Annotated in this window: 18 protein-coding genes; 13 read left to right on the forward strand and 5 right to left on the reverse strand. The window is 63.1% G+C overall.

The genetic code is table 11. From position 1 onward, the window contains the following. The first annotated feature begins 252 nt into the window (after nt 1–252). From ACMGGG_RS12700 to ACMGGG_RS12745, 10 genes are all read left to right on the forward strand, one after another. On the forward strand, nt 253–561 hold the full coding sequence (locus ACMGGG_RS12700; protein WP_112898469.1) for a hypothetical protein: 309 nt from the start codon (nt 253–255) through the stop codon (nt 559–561). A gap of 233 nt (nt 562–794) precedes the next feature. Continuing rightward, nucleotides 795–1148: a hypothetical protein gene (locus tag ACMGGG_RS12705; protein ID WP_063545159.1), complete on the forward strand. Its 354-nt coding sequence runs from the start codon at nt 795–797 to the stop codon at nt 1146–1148. Between the two features lie 89 nt (nt 1149–1237). Then, nucleotides 1238–2491, forward strand: coding sequence for a TolC family protein (locus ACMGGG_RS12710; protein ID WP_414155606.1), 1254 nt, complete (start codon nt 1238–1240; stop codon nt 2489–2491). Continuing rightward, nucleotides 2488–3729 carry an efflux RND transporter periplasmic adaptor subunit gene (locus ACMGGG_RS12715; protein WP_414155607.1) on the forward strand — a complete coding sequence of 414 codons (1242 nt, stop codon included), beginning with the start codon at nt 2488–2490 and terminating at the stop codon, nt 3727–3729. Before ACMGGG_RS12710 ends, ACMGGG_RS12715 begins: the two co-directional genes overlap by 4 nt. Next, complete coding sequence (locus tag ACMGGG_RS12720) at nt 3726–6884, forward strand: efflux RND transporter permease subunit (protein WP_414155608.1); 3159 nt, start codon at nt 3726–3728, stop codon at nt 6882–6884. The genes ACMGGG_RS12715 and ACMGGG_RS12720 overlap by 4 nt, the downstream gene beginning before the upstream one ends. After that, the gene (locus ACMGGG_RS12725) at nt 6881–7222 is read left to right on the forward strand and encodes a copper-binding protein (RefSeq protein ID WP_054891448.1); all 342 of its coding nucleotides are present in this window, start codon (nt 6881–6883) and stop codon (nt 7220–7222) included. Before ACMGGG_RS12720 ends, ACMGGG_RS12725 begins: the two co-directional genes overlap by 4 nt. 156 nt (nt 7223–7378) lie before the next feature. Next, a complete protein-coding gene (locus tag ACMGGG_RS12730) occupies nt 7379–8674 on the forward strand; it encodes a PD-(D/E)XK nuclease family protein (protein WP_414155609.1) in 1296 nt (431 codons plus the stop codon). Nucleotides 8675–8720: 46 nt separating this feature from the next. Then, nucleotides 8721–9176 carry a GNAT family N-acetyltransferase gene (locus tag ACMGGG_RS12735; RefSeq protein WP_054891450.1) on the forward strand — a complete coding sequence of 152 codons (456 nt, stop codon included), beginning with the start codon at nt 8721–8723 and terminating at the stop codon, nt 9174–9176. A gap of 68 nt (nt 9177–9244) precedes the next feature. Beyond that, nucleotides 9245–10240, forward strand: coding sequence for a hypothetical protein (locus ACMGGG_RS12740; protein ID WP_112898474.1), 996 nt, complete (start codon nt 9245–9247; stop codon nt 10238–10240). Between the two features lie 11 nt (nt 10241–10251). Further along, a complete protein-coding gene (locus tag ACMGGG_RS12745) occupies nt 10252–10899 on the forward strand; it encodes a hypothetical protein (protein WP_414155610.1) in 648 nt (215 codons plus the stop codon). 2 nt (nt 10900–10901) lie between these two features. On the opposite strand, the gene ACMGGG_RS12750 is transcribed toward ACMGGG_RS12745, so the two are convergent. After that, entirely contained in the window at nt 10902–11771 is an 870-nt protein-coding gene (locus tag ACMGGG_RS12750; RefSeq protein WP_112899576.1) for a LysR family transcriptional regulator, read from the reverse strand. A 102-nt stretch (nt 11772–11873) separates the two neighbouring features. Between ACMGGG_RS12750 and ACMGGG_RS12755 the strand changes: the two genes are divergently transcribed. Both ACMGGG_RS12755 and ACMGGG_RS12760 read left to right on the forward strand, forming a co-directional pair. Further along, nucleotides 11874–13130 (forward strand): D-amino acid dehydrogenase, encoded by a 1257-nt coding sequence (locus ACMGGG_RS12755; RefSeq protein WP_414155611.1) that lies wholly within the window; start codon nt 11874–11876, stop codon nt 13128–13130. A 74-nt stretch (nt 13131–13204) separates the two neighbouring features. Beyond that, nucleotides 13205–13372 (forward strand): DUF2986 domain-containing protein, encoded by a 168-nt coding sequence (locus tag ACMGGG_RS12760; RefSeq protein WP_065862662.1) that lies wholly within the window; start codon nt 13205–13207, stop codon nt 13370–13372. A 363-nt stretch (nt 13373–13735) separates the two neighbouring features. Here the strand turns inward: ACMGGG_RS12760 and ACMGGG_RS12765 are convergent, their stop codons facing one another. Beyond that, the gene (locus tag ACMGGG_RS12765) at nt 13736–14209 is read right to left on the reverse strand and encodes a nuclear transport factor 2 family protein (protein WP_054891452.1); all 474 of its coding nucleotides are present in this window, start codon (nt 14207–14209) and stop codon (nt 13736–13738) included. Nucleotides 14210–14398: 189 nt separating this feature from the next. Here ACMGGG_RS12765 and ACMGGG_RS12770 point away from each other — a divergent pair, with 189 nt between their 5' ends. Next, the gene (locus ACMGGG_RS12770; RefSeq protein ID WP_196759864.1) at nt 14399–15868 is read left to right on the forward strand and encodes an MFS transporter; all 1470 of its coding nucleotides are present in this window, start codon (nt 14399–14401) and stop codon (nt 15866–15868) included. Between the two features lie 12 nt (nt 15869–15880). On the opposite strand, the gene ACMGGG_RS12775 is transcribed toward ACMGGG_RS12770, so the two are convergent. The 3 genes from ACMGGG_RS12775 to ACMGGG_RS12785 form a co-directional block, all read right to left on the reverse strand. Further along, nucleotides 15881–16738, reverse strand: a complete 858-nt coding sequence (locus tag ACMGGG_RS12775; protein ID WP_414155612.1) for a LysR family transcriptional regulator — start codon at nt 16736–16738, stop codon at nt 15881–15883. A 95-nt stretch (nt 16739–16833) separates the two neighbouring features. Beyond that, nucleotides 16834–17232 (reverse strand): NUDIX domain-containing protein, encoded by a 399-nt coding sequence (locus ACMGGG_RS12780; protein ID WP_054891454.1) that lies wholly within the window; start codon nt 17230–17232, stop codon nt 16834–16836. Nucleotides 17233–17396: 164 nt separating this feature from the next. Next, the gene (locus tag ACMGGG_RS12785; RefSeq protein ID WP_414155613.1) at nt 17397–19586 is read right to left on the reverse strand and encodes an OsmC domain/YcaO domain-containing protein; all 2190 of its coding nucleotides are present in this window, start codon (nt 19584–19586) and stop codon (nt 17397–17399) included. Nucleotides 19587–19614 lie beyond the last annotated feature (28 nt).

Genomic DNA, 19614 nt, shown 5'->3' on the forward strand with positions numbered 1-19614 from the left:
CTACGCAACCTGTCGACTCCCGTCTGATTGTCCCGGGGAAGCCTGGCCCATAGGCTTCCCCGGTCGCTGATGTTCAGCGACCGGGTGTGGAAACCCGGATACATGGAAAGCGGCAGCCCTTTATGGCAGCTGTGCGCGGGAGGTCTTCGGACCTACCGGGGTTTTCCGTGTACCCGGCTTTCCACCCCGTGAACAGCTGCCACCCTAACGTGTGGAAACGAAAGGATGCAGTTCAACCTACACGGAGCTGTCATGAAAAAAATCGTCCCCGACCCACCCGAAAATCTCCTCCGCAAATTCGCAGTCCCCGCCGGCAAATCCCTCTCCACCGCCATTCTCGAAGGTCTGGTCCCCATCGAGGAGGTGCTGTCCAACGCCTGCCACTTCATGCTCCACGCCTATACCGATGCGTACCATGCCCACGATACCTGTGCCGATGTCGAGGTGCGCCAGTTGATGGGTGCCAGCATGCGCAGCCTTGAGATCGCGCTCGGACAGGCAGATGCCCTGGTCGGAGCATTGCGGCAGGTACCAGGATCGGGGTTCGGCGCCGTTCACTGAACCGCCCGGCTCTGCCTCTTGGTGGGAGCGGGCTCGCCCGCGAACACGGGTGTAGCCCGTGCCATTCACCGCAGTGCCCTTTTCGCGGGCAAGCCCGCTCCCACAGGGATTGGGCTGGCTTTTGGATGTTGAACAAGGATTGGGCTGGCTTTTGGTTTCGAAGCGAGCGGCCAGCCTGGCGCAGACACATTTTGTTAATGTTCCCCTAACGCAATTCCCGCTAGACTCGCGCCATGTCCGCCACCCTGCGCCGCCTGATCATCCTGCTTTTGATGCTCTCGCTTCCCCTCTCCGGGATGGCGGGCATCGAATCGCCTGCCGAACCCTGCCCCATGCAGGCCATGGGCATGAGCATGATGGCGGGGATGGACCATGACTGCTGCCAGGACCAGGACAGCGGCAAATCCTCCTCGCAGCACGCCTCCAAGGCCTGCAAGGCCGGCCAAGAGTGCAAGACCGCCACCACCTTGCAGGTCAGCCTCGCGACACCTGCCCTGACCTTCGCCACCCCACGCCCCTCCGACAGCTACGCCCACAGTCTGCTGTCGCGCGCACCGCCTGATCGCTGGCGTCCTCCGCGCGCCTGATCCCTTGCTGACCCTCACTCCATTGCCCTGTCCTTGCGGCCAGGCAATGGCATGCGCCTGTGCGCGAGTGTTTTCAAGGAATCATGTCCATGACTCCCCTACGTTTCCAAGCCGGGTGGACGCTTGCGGCCACCCTGCTGATCCTGCTGCCGGCACTGTCGGCGCAGGCCGCTGCATTGTCCCTGGACGACGCCCTGCGACTGGCCGAACGCAACGCCCCTTCCCTGCAGGCGCGCCAGGAGCAGGTCACTGCGGCACGCAATGCGGTGCTGCCAGCCGGTGAATTGCCCGATCCACGCCTGAACCTCGGGCTGCAGAACCTGCCGGTGGACGGCAGCGACCGCTGGAGCACGAACCGCGACTTCATGACCATGCAAGTGGTCGGCCTGGCCCAGGAAGTGCCCAACCGCGACAAGCGCAAGGCGCGGGTCGAGACCGCCCAAGCGACCGTCGAACGGGCCGATGCCGAAGCCTTGGTGGAGCGCCTGAAAGTACGCGCAGCCACGGCCCAGGCGTGGATCGCGGCCTATACCGTGCAACGCAAGCTGCAGCAGTTCGAGGCGTTCTACCACGAGAACCGTCTGCTGGACGCCGCCGTGCGGGCGCGCCTGGCCGGTGGTGGCGGCGCCGCGGCCGATGCCCTGGCACCTGGGCAGGAGGCCGCGCAACTGGATGAGCAGAAAGACCAGTTGCTCAGCCAGGCCTCCCAGGCGCGTGCGGCGCTCAAACGCTGGATCGGCCAGGACGGCGAGACCCTGGCGCGCAGCTTCCCGCAATGGGCAGTGGATGCCCCGGCATACCTGCACGCCCTGCATGTGCACCCGGAACTGGCCGCCTATGGCGCGATGACCCGCGAAGCCCAGGCGCAGGTGCACCAGGCACAAGCCGAGAAGAAATCCGACTGGGGCTGGGAGCTGGACTACCAACGACGCGGCCCGGCATTCAGCAACATGGTCAGCCTGCAAGTCAGCTTCCAGTTGCCGCTGTTCACCGGCTCGCGCCAGGACCCGACCATCGCCGCTCGCCAGGCCCAAGTGCGTCAGCTCGAGGATGAGCAACAAGCCGCGCTGCGCGAGCACACCGCGCAACTGGAAACGGACCTGGCCGAGTACCAGCGCCTGCAACGGGCCGTCACGCGCAGTCGCGAGACGTTGCTACCCCTGGCCGAAGAACGGGTTCGCCTGGCCCTGGCCGATTACCGGGCCGGAAAGTCGGCGTTGGGCGATCTGCTCGCAGCCCGCCGTCAGCGGGTCGAGGCGCAATTGCAGGATATCGTTTGGCAAGGGCAGTTGGCGGCGACCGCCGCGCGGCTGCACTTCATCTATGGCGAGGTGCAGGCATGAAACACACATCCATCGGCTTGATCGCGGTGCTCGCGCTGGCGGTCGGCGCCAGCGTCGGCTACGGGCTCGCCCGCAAAGGCGGCCCGACCACGGCGGCGGCACTCGCAGAACAGAAGGCGCTGTACTGGTATGACCCGATGTACCCGCAGCAGCATTTCCCGGCACCGGGCAAGTCACCCTTCATGGACATGCAGTTGGTGGCCAAGTATGCCGAGGGTGATGGCGGTCAGGGGCAACCGGCGGTGCAGATCACCCCGGGCGTTCAGCAGAATCTGGGGGTACGTCTGGCGACCGTGACGCGCAGCCGGCTGCAACGCACACTGCAGGTCAGCGGCGTGCTGGCCTTCGACGAACGCGACTTCAGCGTATTGCAGGCACGTACCGCGGGTTTCGTCGAGCGCACCTACGGGCGCGCCACCGGCGATGTGGTCGCCAAAGGCGCGCCGCTGGCCGATGTGCTGGCACCGGAGTGGGCCGGGTTGCAGGAGGAGTTTCTCGCACTGCGCCGTACCGGCGATGCGGGGTTGCAGGCTGCTGCGCGCCAGCGGTTGCTGTTGGCCGGCATGCCTGCCGAGCTGATCGAGCGAGTCGCGCGCAGCGGCAAGGTGCAGCAGTGGGTGACCCTGGTGGCGCCCAGCGCGGGTTCGCTGCAGAGCCTGGACCTGCGACCGGGCATGACGCTGACGCCGGGCGCAACACTGGCGCGGATCAACGGTATCGCCCAGGTATGGCTCGAAGCCGCGGTACCCGAAGCCCAGGCCCAGGGTCTGCGCGAGGGCCAGGCGGTGCAGGCACGCCTGCCGGCGTATCCCGGCGAGACGGTGAGCGGCACACTGACCGCCCTGCTGGCCGATGCCGATCCGCAAAGCCGCACCTTGCGCCTGCGCATCGAGCTGCCCAACCGCGAGGGACGACTGCGGCCCGGCATGACGGCACAGGTAACCCTGAGCCCGGAAGCGCCAGACGATGAGGGCCTGACGCTGCCGGCCGAGGCCGTCATCCGGACCGGCAAGCGCGACCTGGTGATGCTCGCCGAGGACCAGGGCCGCTTCCGTCCGGTCGAGGTGCTGCTGGGCCAGGAGAGCGGCGGCCAGGTCGCCGTGCTGCAGGGGTTGCAGGCAGGCCAGAAGGTCGTTGCATCGGGACAGTTCCTGATCGACTCCGAGGCCAGCCTCAAGGGCATCGAGGCCACCACTGCGCCGGATTCGATGCCTGCCGCGCAGGAGGCTCGGCCATGATCGCGAAACTGATTCGCTGGTCGGTCGGCAACCGCATCCTCGTGTTGCTGGCCACGCTGTTCCTGGCAGCCTGGGGCGTGTTTTCCCTGCGCAGCCTGCCGATCGATGCCTTGCCGGACCTGTCGGACGTGCAGGTGATCATCCGCACCTCCTACCCCGGGCAGGCCCCGCAGATCGTCGAGAATCAGGTCACCTACCCACTGACCACCACCATGCTTTCGGTGCCGGGGGCCAAGACCGTGCGCGGTTTCTCCGCGTTCGGCGACAGCTTCGTCTACGTGCTGTTCGAGGACGGCACCGACCTGTACTGGGCACGCTCGCGTGTGCTGGAGTACCTCAGCCAGGTGCAGTCGCGCCTGCCGGCCACGGCCAGGCCTGTGCTTGGCCCGGATGCCACGGGGGTGGGCTGGATCTACCAGTACGCCCTGGTCGACCGCAGCGGTGGGCACGATCTTGCACAGTTGCGCAGCCTGCAGGACTGGTTCCTGCGCTTCGAGCTCAAGACCCTGCCCGATGTGGCCGAGGTCGCGAGCATCGGTGGCATGGTCAAGCAGTACCAGGTGGTGCTCGATCCGCTGCGCATGGCAAGCCTGGGTATCACTCAGGACGAGGTGGCGCAGGCGATCGGCAAGGCCAACCAGGAGACCGGTGGCGGCGTGCTGGAACAGGCCGAGGCGGAGTTCATGGTGCGCGCCTCGGGCTACCTGAAGACGCTCGATGACTTTCGCGCCATCCCTCTGCGCCTGGCGGCCAATGGTGCACCGGTGACCCTGGGCGATGTGGCCAGGGTCCAGCTTGGCCCGCAGGAACGCCGCGGTATCGGCGAGCTGGATGGCCAGGGCGAGGCCGTGGGTGGCGTGGTGATCCTGCGCAGCGGCAAGAATGCCCGCGAGGCCATCGGGCGCGTCAAGGACAAGCTCGAAGTACTCAAGAAAAGCCTGCCGGCCGGCGTGGAGCTGGTCACCACCTATGACCGCAGCCAACTGATCGACCGTGCAGTGGACAACCTCAGCCACAAGCTGCTCGAGGAGTTCATCGTCGTCGCGCTGGTCTGTGCCGCGTTTCTCTGGCACTTGCGCTCCTCGCTGGTGGCGATCGTGTCGCTGCCGGTGGGGGTGCTGATCGCACTGATCGTCATGCGCCACCAGGGCATCAACGCCAACATCATGTCGCTGGGTGGTATCGCCATCGCCATCGGCGCGATGGTGGACGGGGCCGTGGTGATGATCGAGAACGCGCACAAGCATGTCGAGGCCTGGCATGCGCGGCATCCCGGGCAGGTGCTGCGCGGTGAACAGCATTGGAAGGTGATGACCGAAGCGGCGCAGGAAGTCGGACCCGCGCTGTTCTTCAGCCTGATGATCATCACCCTGTCGTTCGTCCCGGTGTTCACCCTGCAGGCCCAGGAGGGGCGGCTGTTCGCACCGCTGGCGTTCACCAAGACCTACGCCATGGCCGCTGCTGCCGGGCTGGCGGTCACTTTGGTGCCGGTACTGATGGGTTATTGGATCCGCGGCCCTCTGCCGGCCGAGGCGCGCAACCCGCTCAATCGCGGGCTGATCCGCCTCTATCGCCCAGCCTTGGAGCAGGTGCTGCGCAAGCCGTTGCTGACCCTGGCCGGGGCACTGCTGGTGCTGCTCAGCAGCCTGTGGCCGCTGAGCCACCTGGGCGGCGAGTTCCTGCCACCGCTGGATGAGGGCGACTTGTTGTACATGCCGTCCGCCCTGCCCGGTCTGTCGGCGCAAAAAGCCGCGGAGCTGTTGCAACGTACCGACCGCCTGATCCGCACCGTACCCGAGGTGGCCAGTGTGTTCGGCAAGGCTGGGCGCGCCGAGTCGGCCACCGATCCGGCGCCGCTTGAGATGTTCGAAACCCTCGTGCGACTCAAACCCAAGGATCAGTGGCGCCCAGGCATGACCAGCGAAAAACTGGTCGAGGAACTCGACCGCACCGTGCGTGTGCCGGGGCTCACCAACATCTGGATTCCGCCGATCCGCAACCGTATCGACATGCTCGCCACCGGTATCAAGAGCCCGATCGGGGTCAAGGTGGCCGGCAGCGACCTGGCCCAGATCGACCGCGCCACCCAGGCGGTCGAGCGCGCAGCCAAGGGGGTAGCGGGCGTCACCTCGGCGTTGGCCGAGCGTCTCACCGGCGGGCGCTACATCGACCTCGACATCGATCGCCAGGCCGCGGCGCGCTATGGCCTGAACATCGCCGACGTGCAGGCCATCGTCGCCGGCGCCATCGGTGGCGATACGGTGGGTGAAACGGTCGAGGGCCTGGCGCGCTACCCGATCAGCCTGCGCTACCCCCGCGAGTGGCGCGACTCGGTCCAGGCACTGCGCGAATTGCCGATCTACACCGCCCTGGGCGGCCAGATCACCCTCGCCAGCGTGGCCCAGGTGCGCCTTGCCGAAGGCCCGCCCATGCTCAAGAGCGAGAACGCCCGCCCCTCCGGATGGGTGTACATCGACGTGCGTGGGCGCGACCTGTCGTCGGTGGTCGACGACCTGCGCCAGGCCGTGGACCGCGAGGTGAAGCTCGACCCTGGCATGAGCCTGAGCTACTCCGGCCAGTTCGAGTACCTGGAACGCGCCAATGCCCGCCTGGCCTGGGTGGTGCCGGCGACCCTGGCAATCATCTTCGTACTGCTCTACCTGACCTTCGGCCGTCTCGGCGAGGCGCTGCTGATCATGGGCACCCTGCCCTTCGCCCTGACGGGCGGGGTGTGGCTGCTGTACCTGATGGGCTTCAACCTGTCAGTGGCCACCGGGGTCGGCTTCATTGCCCTGGCCGGGGTCGCGGCGGAGTTCGGGGTGATCATGCTGATCTACCTGAACAACGCCTGGACCGAGCGCCAGGCCACGGGCGAGCACTCCGAAGCGGCATTGCGCGAGGCGATTCGCCAGGGCGCCGTGCAACGTATCCGGCCCAAGGCAATGACCGTGGCCGTGATCGTCGCCGGACTGTTGCCGATTCTCTGGAGCAGCGGCACCGGCAGCGAAGTGATGAGCCGCATCGCCGTACCCATGGTCGGCGGCATGCTGACCGCCCCCCTGCTCTCGTTGTTCGTGATTCCCGCGGCGTACTGGCTGATCAGGCGTCGCGATCTTGCAGTAACCGATACCCCCCAACCAGGAGAAACCCAATGAAAAATCTGTACCTCGGCGCTGTATTGATGGTCGCCTTTGCCGCCGGTGCGCAAGCGCAGCAAAGCATGGAAGGCATGACGATGGAGGGCATGGACATGTCGGCCAGCAAGGCAGCGCCAAGCGCACATGCCGAAGGCACGGTCAAGGCGATCGACACCGAGCACGGCAAGGTGACGCTGGCCCATGGGCCTGTGGCTGCACTGCAGTGGCCGGCGATGACCATGGGCTTCAAGGCCAGCGCCGAGCAGCTCGAAGGGCTGAAGGTCGGTGACAAGGTCGGCTTCGATTTCCGTATGGAAGGGGGGGCTGCGAACATCGTTGGTATTCGTAAGCAGTAACTATTGGCGTGACACCATAGCAACACTACAAGCGCTGATGGCACAATGCCTTTAGCGCTTGTCCACCGCTCGGTCCACCCGACGTTGCACAAGCCTGCCATGTGAATGGCCCTAACACCCGGAACCAATCTTCTCCACCTGACTTGCAGGACTCGCATGACTTTGGAATCTCTGGTCGACGCTCTTTACGCCGACTCGGATGTGCAACGGATGCTCGCGCTTTCCACCCACAGCGACGCTCTTCAGATCTGCTTTCCCAAGGAAGTGAACATTTCTCGCTTTCTGGCCTGGTTGATCGACCCCACACAAGGCCACGGGCTGGGCGACCAGGCGATCAAGTCCCTGCTGACCCGAGCCGGACAATCCAGCCGCACGGATTACCTGGGCCTCAACGACCGACGCTTCCTGGCCGCATCCAATGTCCAAACCTTGGCATTTTCATCGATCGTGGTGATGACCGAAGCCGAACTGGGTGTGCACAACCAGAAGCGCTACATCGACGTACTGGCCGTGGACCCGGCAGCCAAGCTCTACATCGCGATCGAAAACAAGTTTGGTCACCATGAGGGAAAAGACCAGACAAAAACCTACTATGAAGCGTTGCGAGACCTTTACCCGAACTATCGTGGCATTCATATCTACCTCGACAGTCACGAAAACGAACCTGACCACGAGCAATGGATCCCGATCGACTACACCTGGCTGACGATCTTTCTTACCCAGATCGAGCAATTAGCCTGGGTAGCACCTCACGTCAAATCCACTATGGCCCAGTTCCGTCGAGTTATTCAGGAAGAAGAAGAGATTGCCGACAGCGATGGGTTAGGCAAGCTTGTCACTACAGTGGCGAGCAATCATGACGAAGCCCTGGAAGCATTGCACGACATCCTGACAGCCAACGCTCCCCGTTCGCGGGCCAAAGACCTGGCGAAACTCATCAACGGCCCGTCTGGAAACGAGGCAAAGGCAAATGTCCGCCTGTTCCAGCTTTACGCCAGACGACCATTGATCTGGGATCGTTGTTTGAAGGAGCGCAAGTTCGCGCGCTTTCACACCGCGTTGCACGAAGCGTTTGGCACACTGCTGTCCGATCCGCTGAGGGTTGTCACCTACTTCAGCCTGGAGCTGCTCGACCGCTTCCGGGACGATGAACTGGGCGGATCATTTCCAGCGGCAATCAGAGTGCGCCAGGAAGGAGACCACTTCAGGGTTACCTCCTTCATATTTCTTGGCTGCGTGAAGTCGCAGTATCGAGATACATTTATCAAGATCGCCAATGCTGAACGGGCATTGCATAACATCCGCAAGACTTCACGAGAAGACGGCTTTTTCACCATACGCCGCAGCGAAAGCCTCCCCCCGCCAGAGCGGCTGCCGAGGCAGTCGAGCAAATGCGCAATCTGGTTGCCCTGTTCAAGGATCTCCACTAGGTTGCAAGCCTGCGGGCCCTGATCGCGCCCGCGGGTTCAGCCCGCATCCGCCTCCAGGAGAGCGCACGATGATCCGCCCCGCTACCCCCGCCGACCAATCCGCCATCCAGGCCTGCGCCGAACAGGCTTATGCCCGCTACATCCCTTTGATAGGCCGCAAGCCCGCCCCCATGCTGGCCGACTACGCCAGCCAGATCGCAACTGGCTGGGTCCACGTGGCCCTGGACGAGCAGGCCAGCCTGCAGGGCTTCATCGTGTTCTACCCCCACGACAACCACATGCTGCTGGAAAACGTGGCCGTGCTGCCCAGTGCCGCCGGACGTGGTATCGGCAAGGCGCTGATCAACCTGTGCGAAAGCCGCGCGCGCCAACTCGGGCTGAATGCAGTGCAGCTCTATACCAACGAGCGAATGACCGACAACCTCGGCCTCTACCCCAGGCTCGGCTATGTCGAGGTCGCACGGCGCAGCGAAGACGGCTTCAACCGGGTGTACTTCGAGAAAAAGCTTGGCCCAACGCGCTGATCGCCTCGTTCAAGAGGGTTGTGCGGGCAATCGATCGTTAACTGCAAGAACGTCCCAAGGCTCTACGCATGAATTTCCAGCTTCGATTCGTTCCACCGCTGACCGTCAGCTTCGACGCCTTCAATCCCATCATCGGAATGGACGGTTATCGTAAAGCCATACGCCAGCACCTGTTGCCGCAATCGAACCCTTACGCCTTCAGCCTGGGTGCAATACCTCTTGAGTCGCGTACCTACTGCAAGGGTTCGGTGTTCTCTCGGGTGCGCAAGATCAGAAGCGGGCGCAGGCATACCTTCATGAACCGCTCGATCGATGCCAATGCGTTCTTCCCGCCCCCACAGAGCGCCGCCATCGGGCGCTTCAACGAACAGGGCGAACGCAAGCTGTATCTGGCCGACCATCCTTATGTAGCACTGAAGGAGTGCGGCATCGAACCGGGAGACTTCTTCCTCTTCAGCTACTTCTCGCTCAAGACCGATACCCACTTCGTCTATGCCGACCCAAACGGGGGGCATTTTTCAACCTTGTTGAGCAAGCTGTTCAAAAGCGATGACCAGGCTTTCTATGCCCTTATCAACGACACCTTCAAAACCTACCTTGAGTTCGCAAGTCATCATGGCATCGCTTATGACTCGGTGAAGGTCAAGGAAACGTTCATCGACGATACCTGGGGCGAGATCGACTCGATCACCAACCTTGCGATGGCAGAGGACAAGATGCCAGCGGCGAACCTTCTGGCCGGCTGGCTGGCTCAGTGCGACAAGAACTATCGTCCAAGCTACTTGAAAATGTTCATTCCCCTTGCCGAGGGTCGAAAACGACTGAGCGGGATCACCTATCGAGGAAACGAGTATGCCTTCAACCTGAGGTACAAACAGGTGATGGAGCATATCCGCCAGCTTGAGCGTGAAAACAGAAAGCGCATCCAGCTCAATCAATACGAGGACGTCGATCTGAACCCCTGCAAATGGCTGCCGCATGAAGGCTCGTGGCAGGATCCACATCATCCCGGACACATATCCCCGATCACCGCCACTCCACCCCTACCCCCCACCCGAGCCTGACCGAGGGCACCATGCAGTTCGCAGTAGCGCTTATCGAATACCTGATTTCCGGCATTGCCGCTTCGGCGTGGCTGGCGGCTTTGCTGCACAAGTTTTACGCGCCCTATCTTCCAGCGGATCCTTTGGCCGCACTCAAGGACACCAAGGAACTCTTCATCCTGGTCTACCTGCCAGTCGTCTACGTGCTGGGTATCTACGTCGACACCACGTCTTCGTTCCTGATCAGAAGAAGCGCGCAACTGGACAAGCAGATCCATGCCTGGCTGGAGCCCGTCGCGCCACAGCGCGATCGTGTCCTGTCAATCTGGGAAGGACTGGTTGGCAGCCCGAAGAAACAGCCTTACGAAAAGACCGCGCAGATCGTCGCGCACTCGATCCCCGATGCCGTGAGGATGATGGAGACCTACGTCAGCAGGGATCGCATCGCTCGAGGCGCGGCGTTCAATGCCTTCGCAGGATGCATTACAGCGCTCATGTGTGCGTCCGCGCAGCATCTGCACATCATCTTCATCGTCTGCGCGATCGTGTTCGTCTACTCCTGCATGATGCATAACCGCCTGTCCCGTCTCTCGTCGCAGTTCAAGAAGGTCGTGCGAAACAACCTGCGTGCAGCCAGTCGCACCCCGATCCGCCAGGCAGGCAAACGCAGCAAAGCATGAGTTCAGGTTATGGCTGCCCCGGCAGCCATGAGCCTGACCGAGGCCATGAAGTCTTTCTCAAGCTTCGACAACGCCGCATTCTCATGCACCACCGCTGTCAGCACCACGGGCAGCCGTGGCGTGATCCGTCGCGCGCGCTGCCCTGGCGGGAGCAAGGCGTCGGCGGTGAACTCATCGATCAAGGCGATACCTGCCCCCGCCTGGGCCAGGGCGCAAGCCACATAGTAGGTCTGGACCTGGGTGCGGCTGTCCACGCCGCCAAGCCATGGCCGGACCAGCTCACCGAGGGGGTCCGAGGCCGGCAGGCCAATGATCCGCGCAGGGTCGATGGCATCCAGAGACACCGGCCCCTGGTCTTGCGTGCCGTCATGGCAGACCAGCTCGACTTCGTGCAAGGCAATGACCTTCAAGCCGGGTCGCGGCTGGCCATTGAAAGTGAAGGCAATCGAGATCTCGCGCGCCAGCAGCGCCTGCGCCAGTTGTTCGCTGTGGGCGGTGATCAGGTCCAGGGACAGCTCGGGATTGGCGCGCTGGCTTGCAGCCAGGGCGTGAGGCAGCACCTTCAAGCCCAGTGACGGAATGCAGCCGATGCGCAGCGCACCCCTGGACTGATGCCTGAGGCTGCGCGACAGCCGCCGCACATCGTCCAGGTCGCGGAACACCTTGTCGATGGCCGGGATCAGTATTTCGGCCTCGCGGGTGAGCTGCAGACGCCCCTTGACCCGCTCGAACAAGACGAAACCCAGGTTCGCCTCGGCATGGGCCAGCAGCTTGCTGGCCGCAGGCTGGGTGATGTTGAGCGCCTGTGCTGCGCGCGTCAGGGAACCGGTTCGCAGGATTGCCTGGAACACTTCGATGTGACGGATACGCATGGTCATAGCCCAAGGTTATGGAAGCTGCAGTTATAGGCCTTGGCGGACGTGAACGGCAAGGCTGGATACTGAGCGCAGTGGCACGATTTCAGGAGAAGGCACATGCATGTGGTGGTCGTGGGGGGTGGGGTCATTGGCCTTTCGAGTGCGCTGTACCTGGCGCGCGAAGGGCTTCAGGTCACGCTGGTCGAACGCAACGAGGATATCGCCCTGGAGACCAGCTTCGCCAATGGCGGGCAACTGAGCTACAACTACGTGGCGCCCCTGGCCGACCCGTCGGTGTTCGCCAACCTGCCCAGGTGGTTGCTCGCCAGCGACTCGCCACTGCGCCTGCAGCCGCGCCTGGATTTGCAGCAATGGCGCTGGTGCCTGGCCTTCCTGCGGGCATGCCGGGCAAGCCGGGCCGAGCGCACGGTACGCGAGATGCTCAGGCTGTCTCAACGCAGCCAGGCGTTGCTGGAGCAGTTGCTGCAACAGACACCGATCGATTTCAACCTCCGCCAGACCGGCAAACTGATCATCCATCGCAGCCAAGCTTCGCTGGGCGCCGCAGTCAGGCTGGCCGAACTTCAGCAACAGGCCGGGTCGCAGCAACGCCTGTTGACGCCCAGCCAATGCAGCGACCTTGAGCCCACGCTGTCAGGGGTGGTCGGGCAACTTGCCGGCGGCATCTTCACCCCCGGCGAAGCCACCGCAGACTGCCGGTTGTTCTGCGAGGGGCTCAAACGTCATCTGGATGGCCTGGCGAATGTGCGCTTCAAGCTGGGCCAGGCCGTGAGCGGTTTTACCAAGGTGGGCAAGCGGATTACGGCGCTGAAGCTGGGCAACGAAACCCTTGAGGCTGACGCCTTCATCATCGCCTCAGGTATCGCCAGTGTCGGCTTGCTCAAACCGCTGGGGATCAGCCTGCCCCTCTATGGGCTGCGCGGTTACAGCCTCAGCGTGCAGCCTGCCGATGCCAACGCCCTGCCCCGGCTCAGCGTCACCGACGCCAGTCGCAAGATTGTCTACGCACCGCTGGGCAGCACCCTGCGGATCGCCGCGATGGTGGACATGGGCGTGCGTTCGGCCGAGGCCCCGAAGCGGCGCATCGACCTCCTGAAGGCACAGGTGGCGGAACTGTTCCCCGCCCTGGACCTGCGCCAGGCCCAGGCATGGGCGGGCCTGCGTCCTGCCACTGCGCTGGGCAAGCCGATCATCGACCGGGCGCCGGGGCTGGAGAACCTGTGGCTTAACGTCGGCCATGGCGCGCTGGGCTTCACCCTTGCCTGCGCCAGCGGCGAGATGATCACCCGGCAGATCATTCACGGCCGGCCGCACGAGACCGATGCACCCTTCTCGTTGGCGGCACATCGATAACCTTGTCCATCAGGGCCGGCGGCGCTAAGCTCGCCGCGTTTTGCCAGTGGATGCGCTCAAGGGGCGCGAAAAACATGAATCGTCAGAAAAAGATCAAACAGCTGTTGAAGGCTCACGCCAAGAAAGCCAACGCTAAGCTGGCGCCCAAGAGCAACAAGCCCAAGTACATCAGCAAGGCCGACCGGTTGAAGCTGGAGGCCGAAACACCCCAGGAAGCGGGGCTGGCGGTGGTGAAGGAGTGAAGGTGTTTTCGCAAGCTGGCGGGCGCTGTCTTGCTGCTCCGACGCACACCCTGAACCGCTTCTACAGGTGCCCATCGCACCTGTAGAAGCAACTGTCTTGCTCAAAATTTAAAGACCAGCCCAATCCCCTGTGGGAGCGGCCTTGTGCCGCGATCGGGCGCGAAGCGGCCGTGAAACCAGGCCCTCAGACCTATCAGGAAGATTTCGGTTGCCTGGCTTGCGGCCGCTTCGCGCCCGATCGCGGCACAAGGACGCTCCTACAGAAGCAGCGCGGGCTCCTGGGCTGGCCTTTAGATTTTGAACAAGACAGTTGCTCCTACACGGGTTCGAGCTAGTTGCCACATCCGAGCAAGGCTATTGATTTCATGAGCGGGCGAACGCCTGCGAACCGGCAATGGGTTGCCAGTTTTGCAGTGGCACCAGGAACATCAGCTCAAAGCGTCGCGCGGTAAAGCGCCATTCTCCATCGCGTCGCTCGAAGCGGTCATGGTACAAGCCAGCGGCCTGCACAGGGCCTTGTTCGATGTCATGGAACAGACAGTCGGCCTGTGAGACCGCGGTGGCGCTTTCGCCATCAAGCTCGATCAGCGGGTTGGCCATCCAGTGATGCATGTGCGGCATTTTCCGCCACGATTCCCGAGCCATGGCCAGAATGCCCTCGCGCCCGGTTCCGTGCCCGAATGCCGGCAAGTCCAGGGTTGCATCGACATGCCAGATGCTTTCCAGCAGTGCCTCATCCACGCGGTCATAGGCCTGGGCGTAGGTCCAGATCAGCGACTCGATCGCCAGGCGGCTTTCGATGCGGTCCAGGCGTTTTTCCAAAGTCTCAAGGTTCATTGCAACGATCTCCTGCAGGTCTGGGGAGCCGGCGTTCACAGCCGGTTGTCCGAGCCATTGTGCGAGTCGCAAGGCATTGACGGGACTGTCATTCCTGCAGTTTCAACGTTCATTTTTGTAAGGGGGTAAAGCGTTGACCCCATCTGCAAGCGCTTCCTAGCATGGCCCCATCTTTTACGAGGGCCTCGTATGAAAAACCCACCTGATATTGACCACTCACTCACGCTGGCACCTGACGACAGGGCAGCCGGCCCGGACCAACGCCGCTGGGCGATGTTCGTGGTCCTGCTTGTCGGGGCATTCCTCCCACCGCTGGACTTCTTCATCGTCAATGTGGCGCTGCCATCGATACGCAGCGACCTGAATGCTTCGGCATCGGCCGAGCAACTGGTCATTTCCGCCTATGCCGCGCTTTATGCGGTAACGCTGATCACCGGTGGCCGGCTGGGCGACCTGCATGGCCGCGGACGCATGTTCTTCATCGGGCTTGTCGGCTTCACCGCCGCCTCGTTGCTCTGCGGGTTCGCTGCCACGCCCTGGATGCTGATCACTGGCCGTGCGCTGCAAGGCATCACCGCGGCAGTGATGGCGCCACAGGCACTGGCCTCGGTACAGGCGATCTTCCCCGAGGCGGAAAAGCCCCTGGCGCTGAGCCTGTATGGTGCGGTGTTCGGTCTGGCCAGCGTGATCGGACAGGCACTGGGCGGTATCCTGATTTCGCTCGATCTGTTCGGGCTTGGCTGGCGGATGATCTTTCTCATCAATCTGCCGGTCGCGCTGCTGGTCATCCTCTTCGGCATTCCCTTGATCAAGGAGACTCGCGCCAGCCATGCGCGCAGGCTCGATCTCGGCGGCATGGGCCTGTCGATGCTCACACTTGCCACGCTGATCGTGCCGTTGATCGAAGGTCGTGAGGCCGGCTGGCCGCTGTGGGCGTGGCTGTCGCTGATCGCCTGTCCATTGCTTGGCTGGACCTTCTGGCGCCACCAGGCCCGCCTGGCCAGCGCGGGGGGAGCGCCCTTGCTGGATCCGGCCGCGCTGCGCGTGCCGGGGCTGCGCCGGGCATTGCTGGTCGCCCTGTCGTTCTACACGATCGGTGCCTTCTTCCTGCTTTTCTCGATCTACCTGCAAGGTGCATTGCATGTGAGCGCGCTGCATGCAGGCCTGGTCTTCCTGCCCTTCGGCGCGGGGTTTCTCATCGGGCCGTTGACCGCGCCGTTGTGCACACGCGTGCTGGGCCTCTACACCAACGCCGTTGGCCTGGCATTGATGGTTGCAGGCCTGGTCGCACTCGCAGGCCTCATTACCCTCACACCTGGCAACCCTGGCCCGCAGCCCGCGATTTTCGCCGTCGTGCTATTCGTCATCGGCTTCGGCCAGGGATTGGCGATGCCGACCCTGATGCGCATGATCACAGGGCGCGTCGCCCCAGCGTTGTCCGGGATGATGGCCGGTGTCACCAGTTCGACCTTGCAAGTGAGCACGGCGCTCAGCGTGGCGGTGATCGGCGGCATATTCTATGGGGTGCTGGGCGCTGGCACCGACCCGACCGCCATCAGTCATGCCTTCACCATTGCGCTGCTGTGCATGGCCGCTTGCCTGGTGTTGGGCGCAGGCTTGAGTTTTACCCTGGCGCGCCGCCCCGCAGCTGCCCGGTAGCGGTGCCTGCGCTCATGGAGCATCGCCAAGCCTCTCTACCACCAGATCGGCCAATGCCCGCAGACGGTCCATCTGGCGCATGTCCTGGTGATAGCCCATCCAGATCTCACGGTCTGGTGGCGGCTCGCCGATATCCAGCCGGCGCAGCAACGGCGACTGGTCGCCGATCGCTCGCGGCAGCACTGCAACACCCAGCCCTGATGCACATAGCCGCGCCTGCACACTGCGGCTACTGCTGGTGAACACAGTCCGCGCCTTGGGGAAGTGCGACTGCAACCAGTGGACGTCAGGGTAATGGGATTGGGCCGTATTCATGGTGACAAGACCGAGCGCCTCACCGCCCTCGCCGGGATCGAAGGCTTGGTGCTCGGCCTGGTACAGCCCATAGCGCAGGGTCATGAGCCGACGCTGAACGATGTCCGGCTCGGTGAACGGCACGATGCGAAAAGCGATTTCGGCATCCCGGCGGGCCAGGTCGAACAATCGATGGCTGGGGATCACCTCGGCCACGATCAACGGATGACGGCGGTGCAACTCATGCAGCACAGGTGCCAGCACGAATCCTGCGAACCAGTCTGCACAGGCGATGCGCAGCAAGCCCTCGGGCTGTTCGCCTAAGCCTGTGATACGCCGTTCGATGGCCAAGGCGCTACGTTCCATGTTTTCGGCCAGCTCAAGAATGCTCTCCCCGGCCGCAGTGAGTACCAGCCCCTCGCTGGTGCGACGGAAAAAAGCATGACCGTTGCTCTGTTCGAGCACCTGCAGGCGCCGACCTACGGTTGGATGACTGACGCCCAACTGCTTGGCGGCCGCCCCTAGCGAGCCACTGCGGGCGATCGCCAGGAAGACGCGCAGGTCATTCCAGTCCATGGGATACCTCCTACAGAAATGAACGGTGAAGATGCAGTAATGCGGGCGCCGTCACAAGTCTCGGCTGCCATTGCCAAGCGAAGCGGCGTTCGGTATCAGGCTGCCCAGGCCGACAGCGCCGGAATCTGGCAGGCGAGCAACGCCTCGGCCGCTGGATTGAGCGGCGCACGCGCCAGCCCACGGCGCTCGATCCATGTACACGCGGCAATTTCTCTGCGCGCACATGGGCGATCGCCGGGGTGAAGGTGGGTGGTGAAGATGTAATGGAGAACCCCGGCCACTTCCAAGGTGCACAGATGCAGCAAACCGTGGTCGCTCAGGCCGGTTTCCTCATGCAACTCTCGGGCTGCCGCCTCATGCGGCTGTTCGCCTCGCTCGATGACGCCGCCCGGGAAGTTCCATTTGCCGCCTTTCTTGCGCACGAGCAAGACCCTTCCTTTGTCGAAGCAGATGATCGTCGCTCTGTGTTTGGCGGGAGGGGTTGTCAGCGGCATCGGATTAGCTCGTCACACTTGTCACGGATATATGACAGTTTTGTTACATGATGGACAGGCAAATCTGACGCCAAGTTCAGCCAAATGGACACATGGCTGAGGGGATTGGTACAAAAAATAGACGAGAGGGTCGCTATGTACCCCCTCTTTGGCTGAAGCGGCCCTCAGCCCGCCGCGCGGGCACGCGCCGCATGCAGCTTCTTGTAGCTCTCGACCAGACGCAGGTGGCGGTCCAGACCTTCAAGCTTCAGGCTGGTTGGGGTCAGCCCGTAGAAGCGCACGCTGCCGTCCACCGAGCCGAGTGCCGCGTCCATGCGCTCATTGCCGAACATGCGCCGGAAGTTGGAAACGTAGTCGTCCATCTCCAGCTCGTCGTCCAGCACTACTTCCAGCACCACGTTCAGCGCCTGGTAGAACAGCCCGCGCTCGACGGTGTTGTCGTTGAACTGCAGGAACATCTCCACCAGTTCCTTGGCCTCCTCGAAACGCTGCAGCGCCAGTTGGATCAGCAGCTTGAGCTCGAGGATAGTCAGCTGGCCCCACACCGTGTTGTCGTCGAACTCGACGCCGATCAGCGTGGTGATGGTGGTGTATTCGTCCACCTCGACCTGTTCCAGGCGCTTGTACAACAACTTCAGCGAGCGGCTGTCGAGGTTGTGCAGGTTGAGGATGTCGGCTCGGAAGCCCAGCGCGCGGTTGGTGTTGTCCCAGATCAGGTCCTCGACCGGATAGATTTCCGAATAGCCCGGCACCAGGATGCGGCAAGCGGTGGCACCGAGGTCGTCGTACACCGCCATGTACGCCTCCTTGCCCAGCCCTTCCAGAATGCCGAACAGCGTCTGCGCCTCCTGCTCGTTGGAGTCTTCGCCCTGGCCCGAGAAGTCCCACTCGACGAACTCGAAGTCGGCCTTGGCACTGAAGAAGCGCCACGACACTACGCCGCTGGAGTCGATGAAATGCTCGACGAAGTTGTTCGGCTCGGTCAACGCTTGGCTTTCGAAAGTCGGTTGAGGCAGATCGTTCAACCCCTCGAAGCTGCGACCCTGGAGCAATTCGGTGAGGCTGCGCTCCAGCGCCACTTCAAAGCTTGGATGCGCGCCGAACGAGGCGAACACCCCGCCGGTGCGCGGGTTCATCAGGGTCACGCACATCACCGGGAACTCGCCGCCCAGCGAGGCATCCTTGACCAGCACCGGGAAGCCCTGCTGCTCCAGCCCCTGGATACCGGCGACGATGCCCGGGTACTTGGCCAGCACCTCTTGCGGCACGTCCGGCAGGCACAGTTCGCCTTCGAGGATTTCGCGCTTGACCGCCCGCTCGAAGATTTCCGACAGGCACTGCACCTGGGCTTCGGCCAGGGTGTTGCCGGCGCTCATGCCGTTGCTCAGGTAGAGGTTTTCGATCAGGTTGGACGGGAAATACACCGTCTGCCCGTCGGACTGGCGCACGAACGGCAGCGAGCAGATGCCCCGGGCCTTGTTGCCCGAGTTGGTGTCGTACAGGTGCGAGCCGCGCAGTTCGCCATCGGGGTTGAAGATCTCCAGGCAGTACTCGTCGAGGATCTCCTGCGGCAGCGCGTCCTTCGGGCCAGGCATGAACCACTGCTCGTTCGGGTAGTGCACGAACGGTGCGTTGGCGATGTCCTCGCCCCAGTACTGATCGTTATAGAAGAAGTTGCAGTTCAGGCGCTCGATGAACTCGCCCAGTGCCGAGGCCAGCGCAGCTTCCTTGGTGGCGCCCTTGCCGTTGGTGAAGCACATCGGCGACTGCGCGTCGCGCACGTGCAGCGACCAGACGTTGGGCACGATGTTGCGCCAGGAGGCAATCTCGATCTTCATCCCCAGATCGGCCAGGATCGCCGACATGTTGGCGATGGTCTGCTCCAGCGGCAGGTCCTTGCCGGGAATGTAGGTGGTGGTGTCGGACACCGGCATCAGCAGCGCCTGGGCATCGGCGTCGAGGTTGTCGACCTCCTCGATGATGAACTCGGGGCCGGTCTGCACCACTTTCTTCACGGTGCAACGGTCGATGGAGCGCAGGATGCCCTGGCGGTCCTTCTCGCTGATATCCTCGGGCAGCTCGACCTGGATCTTGAAGATCTGGTTGTAGCGGTTTTCCGGGTCGACGATGTTGTTCTGCGACAGGCGAATGTTTTCGGTGGGGATGTCGCGGGTCTGGCAGTAGAGCTTGACGAAGTACGCCGCGCACAGCGCCGAGGAGGCCAGGAAGTAGTCGAACGGACCAGGCGCCGAGCCATCGCCCTTGTAGCGAATGGGCTGATCGGCGATCACCGTGAAGTCGTCGAACTTGGCTTCAAGTCGGAGATTGTCGAGAAAATTGACCTTTATTTCCATGCGGGCACACCAGCGCGTAAAACGAAAT

The sequence above is a fragment of the Pseudomonas sp. BNK-44-b genome, from assembly GCF_047456245.1.
Classification (GTDB): domain Bacteria; phylum Pseudomonadota; class Gammaproteobacteria; order Pseudomonadales; family Pseudomonadaceae; genus Aquipseudomonas; species Aquipseudomonas machongensis.

Bases quoted from the DNA above. Each gene is read 5' to 3' on its own strand.
- ACMGGG_RS12765 (WP_054891452.1), bottom strand. From the start codon at position 14,209: ATGAACCTTGAGACTTTGGAAAAACGCCTGGACCGCATCGAAAGCCGC.
- ACMGGG_RS12705 (WP_063545159.1), top strand. From the start codon at position 795: ATGTCCGCCACCCTGCGCCGCCTGATCATCCTGCTTTTGATGCTCTCG.
- ACMGGG_RS12755 (WP_414155611.1), top strand. From the start codon at position 11,874: ATGCATGTGGTGGTCGTGGGGGGTGGGGTCATTGGCCTTTCGAGTGCG.
- ACMGGG_RS12745 (WP_414155610.1), top strand. From the start codon at position 10,252: ATGCAGTTCGCAGTAGCGCTTATCGAATACCTGATTTCCGGCATTGCC.
- ACMGGG_RS12770 (WP_196759864.1), top strand. From the start codon at position 14,399: ATGAAAAACCCACCTGATATTGACCACTCACTCACGCTGGCACCTGAC.
- ACMGGG_RS12715 (WP_414155607.1), top strand. From the start codon at position 2,488: ATGAAACACACATCCATCGGCTTGATCGCGGTGCTCGCGCTGGCGGTC.
- ACMGGG_RS12730 (WP_414155609.1), top strand. From the start codon at position 7,379: ATGACTTTGGAATCTCTGGTCGACGCTCTTTACGCCGACTCGGATGTG.
- ACMGGG_RS12710 (WP_414155606.1), top strand. From the start codon at position 1,238: ATGACTCCCCTACGTTTCCAAGCCGGGTGGACGCTTGCGGCCACCCTG.
- ACMGGG_RS12760 (WP_065862662.1), top strand. From the start codon at position 13,205: ATGAATCGTCAGAAAAAGATCAAACAGCTGTTGAAGGCTCACGCCAAG.
- ACMGGG_RS12785 (WP_414155613.1), bottom strand. From the start codon at position 19,586: ATGGAAATAAAGGTCAATTTTCTCGACAATCTCCGACTTGAAGCCAAG.
- ACMGGG_RS12720 (WP_414155608.1), top strand. From the start codon at position 3,726: ATGATCGCGAAACTGATTCGCTGGTCGGTCGGCAACCGCATCCTCGTG.
- ACMGGG_RS12725 (WP_054891448.1), top strand. From the start codon at position 6,881: ATGAAAAATCTGTACCTCGGCGCTGTATTGATGGTCGCCTTTGCCGCC.
- ACMGGG_RS12750 (WP_112899576.1), bottom strand. From the start codon at position 11,771: ATGCGTATCCGTCACATCGAAGTGTTCCAGGCAATCCTGCGAACCGGT.
- ACMGGG_RS12735 (WP_054891450.1), top strand. From the start codon at position 8,721: ATGATCCGCCCCGCTACCCCCGCCGACCAATCCGCCATCCAGGCCTGC.
- ACMGGG_RS12775 (WP_414155612.1), bottom strand. From the start codon at position 16,738: ATGGACTGGAATGACCTGCGCGTCTTCCTGGCGATCGCCCGCAGTGGC.
- ACMGGG_RS12780 (WP_054891454.1), bottom strand. From the start codon at position 17,232: ATGCCGCTGACAACCCCTCCCGCCAAACACAGAGCGACGATCATCTGC.
- ACMGGG_RS12740 (WP_112898474.1), top strand. From the start codon at position 9,245: ATGAATTTCCAGCTTCGATTCGTTCCACCGCTGACCGTCAGCTTCGAC.
- ACMGGG_RS12700 (WP_112898469.1), top strand. From the start codon at position 253: ATGAAAAAAATCGTCCCCGACCCACCCGAAAATCTCCTCCGCAAATTC.